At 67.9% G+C, this 16461-nt stretch carries 13 protein-coding genes and 1 pseudogene; 3 read left to right on the plus strand and 11 right to left on the minus strand.

What is annotated here, in order from left to right; all coding sequences use genetic code 11:
* Positions 1-300: 300 nt before the first annotated feature.
* Entirely contained in the window at positions 301-1323 is a 1023-nt protein-coding gene (locus ACS5PM_RS13750; protein WP_439388188.1) for an RluA family pseudouridine synthase, read from the minus strand.
* A gap of 33 nt (positions 1324-1356) precedes the next feature.
* On the opposite strand from ACS5PM_RS13750, the gene ACS5PM_RS13755 reads away from it, so the two are divergent.
* The gene (locus ACS5PM_RS13755; RefSeq protein WP_439388189.1) at positions 1357-2187 is read left to right on the plus strand and encodes an outer membrane protein assembly factor BamD; all 831 of its coding nucleotides are present in this window, start codon (positions 1357-1359) and stop codon (positions 2185-2187) included.
* Positions 2188-2215: 28 nt separating this feature from the next.
* Here ACS5PM_RS13755 and yoaA read toward each other — a convergent pair whose 3' ends face one another.
* Positions 2216-4198 carry a DNA repair helicase YoaA gene (yoaA, locus tag ACS5PM_RS13760; RefSeq protein ID WP_439388190.1) on the minus strand — a complete coding sequence of 661 codons (1983 nt, stop codon included), beginning with the start codon at positions 4196-4198 and terminating at the stop codon, positions 2216-2218.
* Entirely contained in the window at positions 4199-4354 is a 156-nt protein-coding gene (locus tag ACS5PM_RS13765; protein WP_439388191.1) for a DUF465 domain-containing protein, read from the minus strand.
* A 92-nt stretch (positions 4355-4446) separates the two neighbouring features.
* On the opposite strand from ACS5PM_RS13765, the gene ACS5PM_RS13770 reads away from it, so the two are divergent.
* On the plus strand, positions 4447-5220 hold the full coding sequence (locus ACS5PM_RS13770) for a PP2C family protein-serine/threonine phosphatase (protein WP_439388192.1): 774 nt from the start codon (positions 4447-4449) through the stop codon (positions 5218-5220).
* Positions 5221-5223: 3 nt separating this feature from the next.
* Here ACS5PM_RS13770 and zapE read toward each other — a convergent pair whose 3' ends face one another.
* The 4 genes from zapE to ACS5PM_RS13790 all read right to left on the minus strand — a co-directional run bounded on the left by zapE (position 5224) and on the right by ACS5PM_RS13790 (position 11975).
* Positions 5224-6321 (minus strand): cell division protein ZapE, encoded by a 1098-nt coding sequence (gene zapE, locus ACS5PM_RS13775; RefSeq protein ID WP_439388193.1) that lies wholly within the window; start codon positions 6319-6321, stop codon positions 5224-5226.
* A 7-nt stretch (positions 6322-6328) separates the two neighbouring features.
* Positions 6329-7759, minus strand: a complete 1431-nt coding sequence (lpdA, locus tag ACS5PM_RS13780) for a dihydrolipoyl dehydrogenase (protein ID WP_439388194.1) — start codon at positions 7757-7759, stop codon at positions 6329-6331.
* 14 nt (positions 7760-7773) lie between these two features.
* Positions 7774-9039, minus strand: a complete 1266-nt coding sequence (odhB, locus tag ACS5PM_RS13785) for a 2-oxoglutarate dehydrogenase complex dihydrolipoyllysine-residue succinyltransferase (protein ID WP_439388195.1) — start codon at positions 9037-9039, stop codon at positions 7774-7776.
* A 77-nt stretch (positions 9040-9116) separates the two neighbouring features.
* Positions 9117-11975 (minus strand): 2-oxoglutarate dehydrogenase E1 component, encoded by a 2859-nt coding sequence (locus ACS5PM_RS13790; protein ID WP_439388196.1) that lies wholly within the window; start codon positions 11973-11975, stop codon positions 9117-9119.
* 250 nt (positions 11976-12225) lie between these two features.
* Between ACS5PM_RS13790 and ACS5PM_RS13795 the strand changes: the two genes are divergently transcribed.
* The gene (locus ACS5PM_RS13795; protein ID WP_439388197.1) at positions 12226-12570 is read left to right on the plus strand and encodes a hypothetical protein; all 345 of its coding nucleotides are present in this window, start codon (positions 12226-12228) and stop codon (positions 12568-12570) included.
* Between the two features lie 2 nt (positions 12571-12572).
* Here the strand turns inward: ACS5PM_RS13795 and ACS5PM_RS13800 are convergent, their stop codons facing one another.
* The 4 genes and pseudogenes from ACS5PM_RS13800 to ACS5PM_RS13815 form a co-directional block, all read right to left on the minus strand.
* Positions 12573-13523 carry an NAD(P)H-dependent flavin oxidoreductase gene (locus tag ACS5PM_RS13800; RefSeq protein WP_439388198.1) on the minus strand — a complete coding sequence of 317 codons (951 nt, stop codon included), beginning with the start codon at positions 13521-13523 and terminating at the stop codon, positions 12573-12575.
* Positions 13523-15313, minus strand: a complete 1791-nt coding sequence (locus ACS5PM_RS13805; protein ID WP_439388199.1) for an acyl-CoA dehydrogenase — start codon at positions 15311-15313, stop codon at positions 13523-13525. The genes ACS5PM_RS13800 and ACS5PM_RS13805 overlap by 1 nt, the downstream gene beginning before the upstream one ends.
* Positions 15314-15407: 94 nt before the next feature.
* The gene (locus ACS5PM_RS13810; RefSeq protein ID WP_439388200.1) at positions 15408-16337 is read right to left on the minus strand and encodes an electron transfer flavoprotein subunit alpha/FixB family protein; all 930 of its coding nucleotides are present in this window, start codon (positions 16335-16337) and stop codon (positions 15408-15410) included.
* Between the two features lies 1 nt (position 16338).
* A pseudogene (locus ACS5PM_RS13815) lies at positions 16339-16461 on the minus strand (electron transfer flavoprotein subunit beta/FixA family protein); the annotation flags it as partial.

Consider the following 16461-nt stretch of genomic DNA (forward strand, 5'->3'; position numbering starts at 1 on the left):
CATCAGACAGGCGGGCCATCGCGCACGGGTATCGACCAGGGGCGTCGATCGAGCGGTTCGCTGGCAAGAGTGTCGGCGCGGTGACGGCTGGGTCTGGCCAGCCCTTCCCTGAGCCTGGCGGCAGACGGCGGCGGCAGAGGACCGATACCGTGGTCGACCGCGCCTTCGTGGCGCCGCGCGAGGGGCTGCGGGCCCCCTTGGCGCTGGTCTTTCGGGGCCATCCCGCCGGACCGGTCAATTTGAATGGGCATTGTAACCCCGCACCAACCTGCGGTCTCGGGGAATCCCCGTGTTTGAACGTCAGAACGCCACGATGCGAGCCCACGCGGCCGAGAAATCGGCAGGTGGGGCGGCCTCGAAGCGCAGCGTTTCACGACTGACGGGATGGGCCAGTGCGAGCTCCGCCGCGTGCAGCGCCTGGCGATCCATGCCGAGGGCTGGCCGTCCACCGTACACAGCGTCTGCCACCAGCGGATGGCCGCGCGAGGCGAGATGGACCCGGATCTGGTGGGTGCGACCGGTATGCAGTTCGCAGCGCAGCGCGCTCAGGCCGTCCCGGCTCGCCACAGGAAAGACATCCGTACGCGCCGGCTTGCCGCCGGGAACCACCGCCATGCGCACGCGCGATACCGGGTCGCGCCCGACCGGCGCATCGATCGTGAAGGGCTGCGAACCGGTCTCGCCATGCGCGATGGCCAGATAGCGCCGGCTGATTTCGCGCGCCGCCATGTCCCGCACGAGTGCGGTGACGGCCTCCAGGCTGCGCCCGACGACCATCAGCCCGGAGGTGTCCTTGTCGAGGCGATGAACGATGCCCGCGCGCGGCAGCCGGGCGGCATTCGGGTCACGCGCCAGCAAGCCATTGAGCAGCGTCCCGGACCAATTGCCGGGCGCCGGATGCACCACCAGCCCGGCCGGCTTGTGGATGACGAGCAGATGCGCGTCCTCGAACACCACCTCCAGCGGGATGTCCTGGGGCGTGAAGGCTCGCGCCTCGGCCGGCGGCACCAGCCGGATGCGTAGCCTCTGCCCTGCCCGGACCTTGCGCGATGAAGTGGTGGCCAGCGCCCCGTCGAGGCTGACTTCGCCGGCGGCGAGCAGGCCCTGCAGATGGCTGCGCGAAAATTCCGGCACCAGGCCCGCCAGCACCCTGTCGAGCCGTTGGGCGTGAGCCGAGGCATCCAGCGTCCACTCGCGCGTCTCGCCATCGACCCCGACCTCTTCGACTCCGCCCTCTGAAGCGTCCTCGGCCCCGGCGCCGGGCACGGATGGCCCCCCCATATAATCCTTCGCGTTGCTTGGCAAGACCCCGGCGCGGCGCATTCGTCCGCTGCGCCCGCACCAATGACCCAATACATGTTCCGCCGGCCGCTCGCGCGTGCCGCGATTGTTTCCCTGGCCGTGCTGCTCGCCGCTTGCGGCATCTTCGACAAGAACGACGGCGACATCCAGGGTTCGGCGGAGAAATTGTATGCAGACGCCAAGGCCGACATGGCTTCCGGCGGCTGGCAGAACGCGATCAAGCTGCTCGAACGCGTCGAGGGCCGTGCCGGCGGCACCCTGCTGGCGCAACAGGCCCAGCTGGACCTGGCCTACGCGAACTGGAAGGCCGGTGAGAAGGCCACCGCCCTGTCGGTGCTGGACCGCTTCATCAAGCTCAACCCGTCGAGCCCCGGCCTGGACTACGCGCTGTACCTTCGCGGCCTGGTGAACTTCAACGACAACATCGGTTTCCTCGCGTCGTTCTCGAACCAGAAGCTGTCCGAGCGCGACCAGCAGGCCGCGCGCGATGCCTACCAGTCTTTCAAGCAGCTGGTCGAGCAGTTCCCGGACTCGAAGTACACGCCGGACGCGCAACTGCGCATGGACTACACGGTCAATGCGCTGGCCGACTACGAAGTCCACGTGGCCCGCTACTACCTGCGGCGCGGCGCCTACATCGCCGCCGCCAACCGGGCCCAGCAGGCGGTGACCACCTACCCGCAGACCCCGGCCATCGAAGAGGCGCTCTACATCATGGGGCGTGCCTACGACAAGCTTGGCCTGGCCCAGTTGCGGGACGACGCCGACCGCGTGCTCAAGGTCAACTACCCCAACAGCCGATTCCTCTCGGCCATCGGCCCCGCGAAGGAAACGCCGTGGTGGCAGTTCTGGGATTCGGAAAAGAAGTGGTGGCAGCTCTGGTGATGCCGCTGGCCGCGGCCAGGCCCGGTCGCTAGGCCGGGTTCAGGCTGCGCAGCCAAGACAGGGCCTGCTCGCCCGTCTCGAGCGGCTGCATCGGCGGCAGGGCCCGCATCAGCCGGGCTCCGTAGCGCGCCTGCCGCAGGCGGGTGTCGCAGATGACCAGCAGGCCGTGGTCGGTCTCGGTCCGGATCAGGCGGCCGGCACCTTGCTTCAGCGAGATGGCGGCTTCGGCCACGAAGTAGTCGTTGAAGGCGTCACGCCCCTGGGACTTCAACTGCCGCACCCGCGCCTCGACGAGCGGGTCGTTCGGTGGCGGGAACGGCAGCTTGTCGATCAAGACGCATTGCAAGGCCTCGCCCGGTACGTCGATGCCTTCCCAGAAGCTCTGGGAGCCGACGAGCACGCAGCCCCCCTGCAGGAACCGGGAAAGCAGGGCCCGCTTGGCGGCGGTGCCCTGAACCAGCACGTCCAGCGGACGGCCCAGCTCGGCCAGCTCCGCGGTCAATGCTTCGGCCACGACCTTCATTGCCCGCAGCGTGGTCGTCAGGACGAACGTGCGGCCGCCGAGAGCCGCCGCGCAGTGGGCCGCGGCCCGTCCGACCATGGTGTTGTGCCCGACCTCGTTCGGCGCCGGAAAGCGCGGAGGCACGTAGACGCGCGCATGCGCCGGGTAGTCGAAGGGGCTGCCCACGCGCAGGTGCGTTGCGTCCTCCAGCCCTGCCGCCTCGCTGAACCAGCTCAGGCCGTCGTCGTCGCCCAAGGTGGCGGAAGTGAAGATCCAGGCCCGCCGGGCAGCGGCGCGTTGCTGGCTCAGCATCGCCCGAATGTCCAGCGGCGTCTCCACCAGCCTGGCTTGTGAAGGCGTGAGATCCACCCAGCGCACATGGTCTGCCGGCGCTTCGGCCTGGAAGCGCGCCGCCATCGCGGCGAGTTCGGCCGCCCTGCCCTGCAGCCGGGTGAAATCCGGCGCCGTCTCGACGACGCCCTGGACGGCTTCGCCTGCCGCCTTCAACGACTCGATCAGCGTCTGCAGCGCCGGTTCCAGGCCGTCGCCGCGGGCGACTTCCTCCCATCGGCGCTTGACCAGCGCGCTGCGGACATCGTGCAACTCGCCGGCCGCCAGCAGGCGCAGGTCCCGCGCGGCCTTCTCGCAGGCGCCGGACAGCTCGTTCCAGGGCTGCAGGCCGCGCGCGTGTTGCAGGCCCACCGCCAGCAGATCGCGAGAAAAATCGATGACCTGCCCGGTGCCCAGCGTGTGACCGAGGAACTGCACCCCCGCCTCCACCATCTGGTGGGCTTCGTCGAACACCGCCACGTCCACGGTCGGCAGCAGCTCGGCCACCCCGCTGTCGCGCAGCGCCAGATCGGCGAAGAACAGGTGGTGGTTGACCACCACGATGTCGGCGGCCATCGCCTCCCGCCGTGCCTTCATCACATGGCAGGCGTGGTACTCGGGACACTCGCTGCCGAGGCAGTTCTCGCGTGTGGATGTGACCAGCGGGATGACATCCGAGCGCTCGTCCAGGCCCTCGAGCTCGCCGATGTCGCCGCTGGCCGTCGACTGGGCCCAGGTCTCGATGCGCGCCAGCGCCCGCACGGCCAGGCGGTCAGGCAGCATCGCCCCTTCGCGGGCCTGGGCGAGGCGGTGCCGGCACAGGTAGCTGGAGCGGCCCTTCAGCAGCGCGATGGTGGCCGGCAGGCCGAGCGCATCGCGCAACCGGGGGAGATCGCGAAAGAAGAGCTGGTCCTGCAGGTTCTTGGTGGCGGTGCTGACCAGCGCGCGCTTGCCGGCGACGAGCACCGGCACCAGGTAGGCGAAGGTCTTCCCGACGCCTGTACCCGCCTCGACGACCAGCGAGCCGGCTTCTTCGATGGCATGGGCGACCGCGTCGGCCATCTGCAACTGGGCCTCGCGCGGGATGTAGTGGTCGTCCGAACGCGCCAGCGGCCCGTCGGCGGCAAAGTTCTGCGCCACGGCGAGCGGCAGCCCGTCGATTTCGGAAACGTTCGACATTCAGGCGGGCTCGGGGGGTTCGAGTTGCGACTCGAGCCTGGCGATCTGGTCGCGCAACAGCAGGCGGCGCTTCTTCAGGCGTCTCAGGGTGAGTTCATCGCTGGTGGGTTGCATGCTCACCTGGTCGATCATGTTGTCGAGGTCAGCGTGCTCCATCCGCAGTTCGATGAGGAGTCGTTGCGGAGAATGCAGGTTATCGGGGGGTACCGGGGCGTCGCTCACAGCCTGTGCAGTTTATATTGCGCCTCATGATCACGACCGCTCCCCAAGGCTTCCGCCTGTCCGCCGCCACCGGCCTGCATCGGGGCGATAGAGCCTACCAGCAGGACCAGGTCGAGATCCTGGCCCATGCCCGTGTGCCGGGCTGTGCGCTGGCCCTGGTGGCCGACGGCATGGGCGGCAAGAGCGGTGGTCGCACCGCGGCCGATCAGGTGGTCATGATCGCGCGCCAGGTGTTCGAGCGCTATGCCCCGAACACGGACGATGCGGCCGCGATGCTGCGGCAGCTGGTCGTCGAATCGCACCTGATGATCAAGCTGACGGCCATCACCGCCGACGAAGAGCCGCACAGCACGCTGGCCGCCTTCCTCGTGTTGCCCGACCTCAGCGGATGGACGGTGCACGCGGGGGACTCCCGCATCTACCACTTCCGCGGCGCCGAGCTGGTCCGCCGCACCATCGATCACTCCTACGTCCAGCGCCTGATCGACGAAGGCAAGATCACCGACGCCCAGGCCAACACCCACCCGCAGTCGAACCTGCTGACGGGCTGCCTCGGCACCCAGGCCGACCCGCCGGTCGAGATTTCCGAGATCGAGCGCCTGGAGGTCGGCGACACGCTGCTGGCCTGTTCCGATGGCCTGTGGCACTACCTGACGCCGAAGGAGCTCGGCGCCATCGTCAACGCGCTCAGTCCGCGCGAAGCCAGCGAGATGCTGATCAGCAAGGCCCGGCAGCGGGCGCGGGGCACGGGCGACAACCTGTCGCTGGCGATGGTTCGCATCGAAGCCCTGAAGACCTGAGGCCTACGTCAGCGACGTATCGACCTCGCGATGCCCGAGGGCGAGGAACTCCGCCGACTGCATCTCGTTCAGCCGGGACACGGTTCGCGGGAATTCATGCGCCAGCGGGCCTTCCGTGTAAAGCTCCTCCGGCGGCACGGCGGCCGACAGGATGAGCTTGACCCGGCGGTCATAGAGCACGTCCACCAGCCAGGTGAAACGCCGGGCCTCCGAGGCCAGCCGAGGCGGCATCTGCGGCACGTCCGACAGCATCACGGTATGGAACTGCGCCGCCAGCTCGAGGTAGTCGTTCTGCGAGCGCGGGCCGCCGCAAAGCGTGGCGAAGTCGAACCACACCACCCCACCGGCGCGCCGCCGGGCCCGGATCTCGCGCTGCTCGATGTGCAGCAGCGGTGACTCTTCGCGCGCCTCGGCCAGCTCGTCGAAGGCCCGTGTCATGGCGGCATCGGCCTCGTCGCCGAGCGGCGTGTGGTACAGCTTCACGTGCTCCAGCGTGCGGCGTCGGTAGTCGGTGCCGGCATCGACGTTGATGACCTCCAGCCTGCTCTTGAGCAGCTCGATGGCCGGCAGGATGCGGTCGCGGTGCAGGCCGTTGGGGTACAGCTCGTCCGGATGGAAGTTGGAAGTGGTGACGATGGACACGCGGTGCTCGAAAAGGGAATCGAGCAGGCGGTGCAGGATCATCGCGTCGGTCACGTCGGCGACGTGGAACTCGTCGAAGCAGATCAGGCGGTGGCGCCGCGCGATGCGCGCGCCCAGTTCCTCCAGCGGGTTCTGGACACCCTTGAGGTCCTGCAGCTCGCGGTGAACCTCCCGCATGAACTCGTGGAAGTGCAGCCGTGTCTTGCGGCGCAGGGGGACGGACTGGAAGAAGCAATCCATGAGAAAGCTCTTTCCGCGCCCCACCCCGCCATACATGTAAACCCCTCGCGGGATGGGCGGATGGATCAGGAACTTGGCGACGACGTTGGAGCGGCGGGCCTTGTAGTCGGCCCACTCGTTCTCGCAGCGCTCGAGCGCCGCCACGGCGCGCAGCTGGGCGGGGTCGCTGGTGTAACCCCGCTCCGCCAGCGTCTGCTGGTACAGCGCTTGAACTGCCACGACGTCGTCAGAAGTTCAAGGTTCGCTTGTCGACGGCGAGCGCGGCTTCCTTGGTCGCTTCGGACAGCGACGGGTGGGCGTGGCAGATCCGGGCGATGTCTTCCGACGAGGCCTTGAACTCCATCGCCACCACCGCTTCCGAGATCAGCTCGGAGGCATAGGGGCCGATGATGTGCACGCCCAGGATCTCGTCGGTCTTCGCGTCGGCGATCATCTTGACGAAGCCGGTCGTGTCGCCCAGCGCCCGCGCCCGGCCGTTGGCCAGGAAGGGGAACTGGCCCGCCTTGTAGGCGCGGCCTTCGGCCTTGAGCTGCTGCTCCGTCTGGCCGACCCAGGCGATCTCGGGGCTGGTGTAGATGACCCAGGGGATGGTGTTGAAGTTGACGTGGCCATGCTGGCCGGCGATGCGCTCTGCCACCGCGACGCCCTCCTCCTCCGCCTTGTGCGCGAGCATCGGGCCGCGCACGACGTCACCCACGGCCCAGACGCCCGGCAGGTTCGTCTTGCACTCGGCATCGACCACGATCGCGCCACGCTCGTCGAGCTTCAGGCCCACCGCTTCGGCGTTCAGGCCGATGGTGTTGGCCACGCGGCCGATCGAGACGATGAGACGGTCGCACGCCAGCGTCTGCTCGCCACCCTTGGCGTCGGTGTACTTCACCGTCACGCCGCCCTTGGCCTTCTCGACCGAGCTGATCTTCACGCCGAGCTGGATGTCCAGGCCCTGCTTCTTGAAGACCTTGGCGGCCTCCTTGGCCACCGACTCGTCGGCGGCGCCCAGGAAGGCCGGCAACGCCTCGAGGATGGTCACGTCGGCGCCCAGGCGGCGCCACACCGAGCCCATCTCCAGGCCGATCACGCCCGAGCCGACCACGCCGAGCTTCTTCGGCACGTTCGGGATGCGCAGCGCACCGTCGTTCGACAGGATGAGCTCCTCGTCGAACTCGGCGCCCGGCAGCTGGCGCGGGTTCGACCCGGTCGCCAGGATCACCTGCTTGGCGAAGAGCGTTTCTTCAGCGGCACCGGCCACCTTGATCTCGTAGCCGCCGTCCTTGGCCGCCGCGAACGAGCCGCGGCCATGGAAGAAGCTGACCTTGTTCTTCTTGAACAGGTACAGGATGCCGTCGTTGTTCTGCTTCACGACGGCGTCCTTGCGGCCGACCATCTTGGCCACGTCGATCTTCAGGTCCGACACGCCGATCCCATGATCGGCGAAGTGGTGGCCGGCGTGCTCGAAATGCTCGCTCGACTGCAGCAGCGCCTTGGACGGGATGCAGCCCACGTTGGTGCAGGTGCCGCCCGGGGCCGGGCCGCCCTTTTCGTTCTTCCACTCGTCAATGCAAGCGGTGTTGAAGCCGAGCTGCGCGGCGCGGATGGCGGCGATGTAGCCGCCGGGGCCGCCGCCGATGACGATGACGTCGAATGGCTTGCTGGACATCTCAGGTCACTCCTTCAGATGTCGAACAGCAGGCGCGCCGGATCTTCCAGCGCTTCCTTCATCGCCACCAGGCCGAGCACGGCTTCGCGGCCATCGATGATGCGGTGGTCGTAGCTCATCGCCAGGTAGTTGATCGGGCGGACGACGACCTGCCCGTTCTCGACCACGGCGCGGTCCTTGGTGGCGTGCACGCCCAGGATGGCCGACTGAGGCGGGTTGATGATCGGCGTCGACAGCATGGAGCCGAAGGTGCCGCCGTTCGAGATCGAGAACGTGCCGCCGGTCAGCTCCTCGATGCCGAGCTTGCCGTCCTTGGCCTTCTGGCCGAACTCGGCGATCTTCTTCTCGATCTCGGCGAAGGTCATCTGGTCCGCATTGCGGATGATGGGCACGACCAGGCCACGCGGCGAGCCCACCGCGATGCCGATGTCGAAGTAGCCGTGGTAGACGATGTCGGTGCCGTCGACGGAGGCGTTGATGACGGGGTACTTCTTCAGCGCATGCACGGCCGCCTTGACGAAGAAGCTCATGAAGCCGAGCTTGACGCCATGCTCCTTCTCGAACTTCTCCTGGAACTTCTTGCGCATCTCCATCACCGGGGCCATGTTGACCTCGTTGAAGGTGGTGAGGATGGCGTTGGTGGCCTGCGATTGCAGCAGACGCTCGGCCACGCGGGCGCGCAGACGCGACATCGGCACGCGCTGCTCCGGGCGCTCGCCCAGGTTGGTCTGCACGGGCGCCGCCACCGGGGGCAGCGCGCGCGCCGCCGGGGCGGGCGGCGGGCCGGGAGGCGGCGGAGCAATCACCGCGGGCGGCGCCGACAGCGCCCCCAGCACGTCGCCCTTGGTCACGCGACCGTCTCGGCCGGTGCCGGGCACCGAGCCGGCGGCCAGGTTGTTGTCGGCCATGAGCTTGGCGGCGGCCGGCATGGCGACATCGGACTTGGCGCCGCCGGCGACAGCGGCCGGCGCGGGCGGCGGGCCCGGGGGCGGCGGGGCGGTGAGCGCCGGGGCGGGCGCGGCACCGGCACCGGCCTTGCCTTCGGTATCGATCCTGGCGATCACCTGATCGCTGACGACCGTGCCGCCATCGGCGACCACGTGCTCGGCCATCACGCCGGCGGCGGGTGCCGGGACTTCGAGCACGACCTTGTCGGTCTCGATCTCGATCAGGATCTCGTCCATCGCCACGGCCTCGCCGGGCTTCTTCTTCCATTGCAGCAGGGTGGCTTCAGCCACCGATTCGGACAGCTGCGGGACCTTGACTTCTACGATTGCCATGATGTTTCTTGCGTATGCGTGCGTGCGCATCGGCACGCCGCGTGCATTTCACGCAGCGCGCCGAGTGGGCGGTTGCCTTACTTGGAGAGTACGAAGCCCTTGAGCTTGCCGAAGGCCTGGTCCAGCAGGGCCTTCTGCTGGTCCTGGTGCAGGTGGGCATAACCCACCGCCGGCGAGGCCGAGGCCGGGCGGCCGGCGTAGCCGAGCTTCTGGCCGTCGAGCATGTTCTCGTGGATGTAGTGCTGCACGAAGAACCAGGCACCCTGGTTCTGCGGCTCGTCCTGGCACCACACGATCTCGGTCACGTTGGGGTACTTCTTGATCTCCGCCGCGAAGGCCTTGTGCGGGAAGGGGTAGAGCTGCTCGACGCGGAGGATGGCCACGTCGGGCGACTTCTTGTCCTCGCGCTTCTTGACCAGGTCGTAGTAGACCTTGCCCGAGCAGGCGATCACGCGCTTGACCTTGGCCGCATCGATGTCGGCGTTCTGCTCGCCGATCACCGTCTTGAACTCGCCCTTGGTGAAGTCGGACAGCGGCGAGGTGGCGTCCTTGTTCCGCAGCAGCGACTTCGGGGTCATGATGACCAGCGGCTTGCGGAACATGCGCACCATCTGCCGGCGCAGCAGGTGGAAGATCTGGCTCGCCGAGGTGGGCTGCACGATCTGCATGTTGTTGTCGGCGGCCAGCTGCATGAAGCGCTCCAGGCGGGCCGACGAGTGCTCGGGCCCTTGGCCTTCGTAGCCGTGCGGCAGCATGAGCGCCAGACCGTTGGCGCGGCCCCACTTGACCTCGCCCGAGGCGATGAACTGGTCGATGACGACCTGCGCGCCGTTGACGAAGTCGCCGAACTGGCCTTCCCAGATGGTCAGCGTGTTCGGGTCGGCCGAGGCGTAGCCGTACTCGAAGCCGAGCACGGCCTCTTCGGACAGGATCGAATCGATCACCACGAACGGGGCCTGGTTCTCCGCCACGTTCTGCAGCGGCACATAGGTGCCGATGTCCCACTTCTCGCGGTTCTGGTCGTGCAGGACGGCGTGGCGGTGGGTGAAGGTGCCGCGGCCGCAGTCCTCGCCCGACAGGCGCACCGGGTAGCCGGAAGCGACCAGCGAGGCGTACGCCAGGTGCTCGCCCATGCCCCAATCCACATTGATCTCGCCGCGGCCCATGGCGGCGCGGTCGGCGATCACCTTCTCGACCAGCGGGTGGGCCTTGAAGTTGCTCGGGATGGTGGTGATGCGCTCGGCCAGGCGCTTGACCTCGGCCAGCGGCAGCGCCGTGTCGGCGGTGTCCGTCCACTTCTTGCCGAGGAAGGGCGTCCAGTCGACTGCGTACTTGCTCTTGAAGTTGGTCAGCACCGGGTCGTAGTGGTGCTTGCCCGCGTCCATGGCGGCGCGGAAGGTCTTGACCATCTCGTCCGGCTCGCCGGCCGCCAGCACGCCCTGGGCGACCAGCTTGTCGCCGTACAGCTTGCGCGTGCCGGGGTGCTGGGCGATCTTCTTGTACATCAGCGGCTGCGTCAGCGCCGGCGTGTCCTGCTCGTTGTGGCCGAGCTTGCGGAAGCACACGATGTCGACCACCACGTCCTTGTTGAACTGCTGGCGGTAGTCGAGCGCAAGCTGGGTGCACCAGACGACGGCGTCCGGGTCGTCGCCGTTCACGTGCAGCACCGGCGCCTCGATCATCTTGACCACGTCGGAGCAGTACAGCGTCGAGCGGGTGTCGCGCGGGTCGCTGGTGGTGAAGCCGATCTGGTTGTTGATGACGATGTGCAGCGTGCCGCCGGTGTAGTAGCCGCGGGTCTGCGCCAGCGCCAGCGTCTCCATCACCACGCCCTGGCCGGCGAAGGCGGCGTCGCCGTGCACCAGCACGGGCAGCACCTGCGCGCCTTCCTTGTCGCCTCGGCGGTCCATGCGGGCCTTGACCGAGCCTTCGACCACCGGGTTGACGATCTCCAGGTGCGAGGGGTTGAAGGCCAGGCTCAGGTGGACCGGCCCGCCGGTGGTGGAGATGTCGCTCGAGAAGCCCTGGTGGTACTTCACGTCGCCCGAAGGCAGCTCTTCAGGCGCGGTGTGGTCGAACTCGCTGAACAGGTCCTTGGGCGCCTTGCCCAGGGTGTTGACCAGCACGTTCAGGCGGCCCCGGTGGGCCATGCCGATGACGATCTCCTGCACGCCCTTCTCGCCGCCGCGCTGGACGACCTCGTCCATCGAGGCGATGAAGCTCTCGCCGCCTTCGAGCGAGAAGCGCTTCTGGCCGACGTACTTGGTGTGCAGGTAACGCTCCAGGCCCTCTGCCGCGGTCAGGCGGTCGAGGATGTGCCTGCGCTTTTCGCCGGTGAAGGTGGGCTTGCTGCGGGCGCTTTCCAGCCGCTCCTGCCACCAGCGCTTCTCGGTCGGGTCGGTGCAGTGCATGAACTCCGCGCCAATGGTGCCGCAGTAGGTTTCACGCAGGGCCTGCATGATCTCCCGCAGCGTCATGTTCTCGGCGCGGGAGAAATACGTGTTGGCGGCGCTGAACGGGATGTCCATGTCGGACTCGCTCAGGTCGTAGAACGCCGGCTCCAGCTCGGGGATCCGGGGCCGCTCGGTGCGCTTGAGCGGATCCAGGTCGGCCCAGCGCGAGCCGAGGAATCGGTAGGCGGCGATCAGCGACTGGACGTGGACCTGCTTGCGGGCGACGGCCAGGTCGGCCGAGCTGGCCTTGACGGTGAAGGCGTTCGACTTCGCACGCTGGGCGAAGGATTCGATCACCGGGGCATGGGGAACGTCGCGGCTGGCGGTGCCGTCGGTCGCGGGGACGTTCTGCAGCGCGTCGAAGTAGGCGCGCCAGTTGTCGGGCACGGCACCCGGGTTGTCGAGGTACGTCTCGTACATCTCCTCGACGTACGGCGCATTGCCGCCGAACAGGTACGAGTTCGACCTGTATTGCTGCATCATCTTTCGCTCACCTTTCGCTCCGGTTTCCAGAGCTCCGATGGGTTGATCAACCTTCCGCGGCCCGGCTCTACCGGTTGGCGGACTAGCGACCCGCCTTGCTGAAAAACCAGCAAGGGGACACAGAAGGACCTACATTTTCAAGCCCGGGACTGTAACACCCGGGCCCTGCAATTCGCTTACGCCGAATTGAACGGCCGGCACGGTTTTACTTCTTTGACAGCCGTTCGACAGCTGGCCGCAGACTGCCGGGGTGAAGCGCGCCACCCCTTCGTCTTCTTCGGCACAGGTGATCTACCTGCACGCCCTCGCCCCGGAAAAGCCGGCGGAGAGCCAGCCGTGCAACGGCTGCGGGATGTGCTGCGCGGCCGAGCCTTGCCCGGCCGGCGTGCTGGTCAGCGGCCGCCGGAAAGGGGCCTGCCGAGCGTTGCAATGGAGCGACGCTGATCGCCGCTATCTGTGCGGACTGGTCAGCGACCCGGGCGGCGTGCTGCGCTGGCTGCCGTGGCGGCTGGCGCCGCTGGCGAGCCGCCTGGCCCGACGCTGGATCGCCTCGGCCATCGGCTGTGACTCGACCCTGACGGCCGAGCGGGCCTGATCTCAGGCTGCCACGCGCGCCTGGGCCGCCCTGTACTCGCTGGCGAGTCGGGCCACCAGCTGGCCGGCCGGCTGCACCTGCTTGATGGCGCCTATGCCCTGGCCGCAGCCCCAGATGTCCTTCCAGGCCTTCTTGGCGTCGCCGCCAAAGTTCATCTTCGACGGGTCGCTTTCGGGGAGTTTGTCGGGATCGAGCCCGGCCGCCCGGATGGAGCGCTTGAGGTAGTTGCCGTGCACGCCGGTGAACAGGTTCGAGTAGACGATGTCGTCCGAGGAGCCTTCGACGATGGCGAGCTTGTAGTCATCCACGGCGCGCGCCTCTTCGGTGGCGATGAAGGCCGTCCCGATGTAGGCGAAGTCCGCGCCCATGGCGCGTGCTGCCAGCACGCCTCCGCCGGTCGACATGGCGCCCGACAGCGCGAGCGGGCCGTCAAACCATTCCCGGATCTCCTGGATCAACGCGAACGGGCTCTTGGTGCCGGCGTGGCCACCCGCACCGGCCGCCACCGCGATCAGGCCGTCGGCGCCCTTCTCTATCGCCTTCCTGGCGAAGCTGTTGTTGATGACGTCGTGCAGGACCACGCCGCCCCAGGAATGCACGGCGTCGTTCACGTCGGTGCGCGCCCCCAGCGAGGTGATGATGATCGGCACCTTGTACTTGGCGCACACCGCCATGTCGTGCTCCAGCCGCTCGTTGCTCTTGTGCACGATCTGGTTGATCGCGAACGGCGCCGCCGGCTTGTCCGGGTTGGCCTTGTTGTAAGCGGCCAGGGTCTCGGTGATCTCGGCCAGCCACTCATCCAGCAGCTCGGCCGGCCGGGCGTTCAGCGCCGGCATGGAGCCGACGACACCGGCCTTGCACTGCTCGATCACGAGCTTGGGATTGGAGATGATGAACAGCGGCGCGCCGATGATGGGCAGCGGCAGGTTCTTCAGGACGGCGGGCATGGACATCAATAGGCCTCCAGAGCCATGTCGGTGATGCTGGCGGCGCCTTCGACGATGCTGTCGCGCAGCCCCGGCACCTTGGAAAGAATGTGGTCGCCATAGAAGCGCGCGGTGGCGATCTTGGCCTTCATGAATTCGACATCCTCGCTGGCGGCGAGCCTGTCCTCCGCGGCGATCAGGGCGCGGGCCATCTGCCAGCCGGCCACCAGGTTGCCGGCCAGCATCAGGTAGTTCACGCTGCCCGCGAACACGGCATTAGGGTCGGACTTGGACTGAGCCACCACGAACTCGACCACGTCCAGGAAGGCGCGCCGCGCGGCAGACAGGCGCTTGGCCATGGCCCTGGCAGCATCGCTGCTGCGCGCGGCAAGCGCCCCTTCGGTGACCTCGATCTGGCCGGCGATCGCCTTGGCGACCCGGCCACCGTCGCGTGCCGTCTTGCGGCCCACCAGGTCGTTGGCCTGGATGGCCGTCGTGCCCTCGTAGATGGTCAGGATCTTGGCGTCGCGGTAGTGCTGGGCGGCCCCGGTCTCCTCGATGAAGCCCATGCCACCGTGCACCTGCACGCCCAGCGAGGTGACGTCCAGGCTCATCTCGGTGGAATAGCCCTTAATCAAGGGGACCAGGAACTCATAGAAGGCCTGGTTCTGCTGCCGGGTCGCCGCGTCGGGATGGTGGTGGGCGGCATCAAACGCCGCGGCCCCGACCAGCGCCATCGCGCGGCAACCCTCGGTGTAGGCGCGCATGGTCAGCAGCATGCGGCGCACGTCCGGGTGGTGGATGATGGCCGCGGCAGCTGGCAAGGAGCCGTCGACCGGGCGCGACTGCACGCGTTCGCGGGCATAGGCCACGGCGCGCTGGTACGCGCGGTCGGCCACGGCCAGGCCCTGCACCCCGACGCCGAAGCGCGCGGCGTTCATCATCACGAACATGTACTCGAGGCCACGGTTCTCCTGGCCGATGAGGTACCCGATGGCGCCACCGTGGTCGCCGTACTGCAGCACAGCCGTCGGGCTGGCCTTGATGCCCATCTTGTGCTCGATGCTCACGCAGTGCACGTCGTTGCGCGCGCCTGGCTTGCCGGTGGCATCGAGCAGGAATTTCGGCACGATGAACAGCGAGATGCCCTTCACCCCCTCCGGCGCGCCCGCCACTCGGGCCAGCACGAGATGGACGATGTTCTCGGCCATGTCGTGCTCGCCCCAGGTGATGAAGATCTTGGTGCCGAAGATCCTGTAGCTGCCGTCGGCCTGCGGCTCGGCGCGCGTGCGCACCATCGAGAGGTCCGAGCCCGCCTGCGGCTCGGTCAGGTTCATCGTGCCCGTCCAGGTGCCGTCGATGAGCTTGGGAAGGTAGGTCGCCTTCTGCTCGTCGGACCCGGCGGTCAGCAGCGCCTCGATCGCGCCATCGGTCAGCAGCGGGCACAGCGCGAAGCTCAGGTTCGCTGCGTTGACCATCTCCTGGCAGGCGGCGTGGATGAGCTTGGGCAGGCCCTGGCCTCCGAAGTCGGCCGGATGATGCAGGCCTTGCCAGCCACCCTCGGTGTACTGGTGGAAGGCGGCCTTGAAGCCCGGGGTGGCGTGCACCTGCCCGTTGTCGAATGACGATGGGTTGACATCGCCATCGACGTTCAGCGGCGCGACCACGCCCTCGTTGAACTTGGCGCATTCCTCGAGCACGGCCTGGGCCGTGTCGAAGCCGGCCTCCTCGAAGCCCGGCAGCTGCGCGACGGCGTCGATGCCGGCCAGCTCCTTCATCACGAAGAGCATGTCCTTGACGGGGGCGCGGTAGGTCACTGTTGTCTCCTGCTTTCCAAAAGAAAGGGCGCCGTGCGGGCGCCCTTTGAAGACTCGTCGCACACGGCCGCCGGCGGCCGCGTGCAGGCGGCTGTCAGAGCGCCTTGATCAGCTCGGGCACGGCGGTGAACAGGTCCGCCTCCAGCCCGTAGTCGGCCACGCTGAAGATCGGCGCCTCGGGATCCTTGTTGATCGCCACGATCACCTTCGAATCCTTCATGCCGGCCAGGTGCTGGATGGCCCCGGAGATGCCGCAGGCCACGTACAGCTGCGGCGCGACGATCTTGCCGGTCTGGCCCACCTGCCAGTCGTTGGGCGCGTAGCCCGCGTCCACGGCGGCGCGGCTGGCTCCCAGCGCGGCGCCCAGCTTGTCGGCCAGCGGCGTGAGCACCTCATTGAACTTCTCCGACGAGCCCATCGCCCGGCCGCCCGAGACGATGATCTTGGCCGCCGTCAGCTCGGGTCGGTCGCTCTTGGTGACCTCGCGGCCGACGTAGCTGGACTTGCCGTTGCTCGCCACCGCGACCACCGTCTCGATCGCCGCCGAGCCGCCGCCCGCGGCCGCATCGAAGCCGGTGGTGCGCACGGTGACCACCTTGACCGCATCGGCGCTCTGCACCGTGGCGATGGCGTTGCCGGCGTAGATCGGGCGCTCGAAGGTGTCGGCGCCGATCACCTTGGTCACGTCGCTGACCTGCGCGACATCCAGCTTGGCGGCCACCCGCGGCGCGACGTTCTTGCCGTGCGCCGTGGCGGGAAACAGGATGTGGCTGTAGCCCCCGGCGATCGACAGCACCTGCGCGGCGATGTCTTCGGCCAGCTGCTCGGCCAGGCGGGCATCGTCGGCATGCAGCACCTTGGCCACGCCGGCGATCTGCGCGGCGGCCTGGGCAGCGCCAGCGGCGTTGGCACCAGCGATCAGCACGTGAACCTCACCACCGCACTGGGCAGCGGCGGTCACGGTGTTCAGGGTGGCGCCCTTGAGGGTGCCGTGTTCGTGTTCAGCAATGACGAGGACAGCCATCTCAGATCACCTTCGCTTCGTTCTTCAGCTTGGCCACCAGCGTGGCGACATCCGGCACCTTCACGCCCGCGCCGCGCTTGGGCGGCTCGACCACCTTGAGCGTCTTCAGCCGCGGCGTCACGTC

The organism is Ideonella flava (assembly GCF_051857595.1).
In the GTDB taxonomy this organism is placed as follows: Bacteria; Pseudomonadota; Gammaproteobacteria; order Burkholderiales; family Burkholderiaceae_C; genus Ideonella.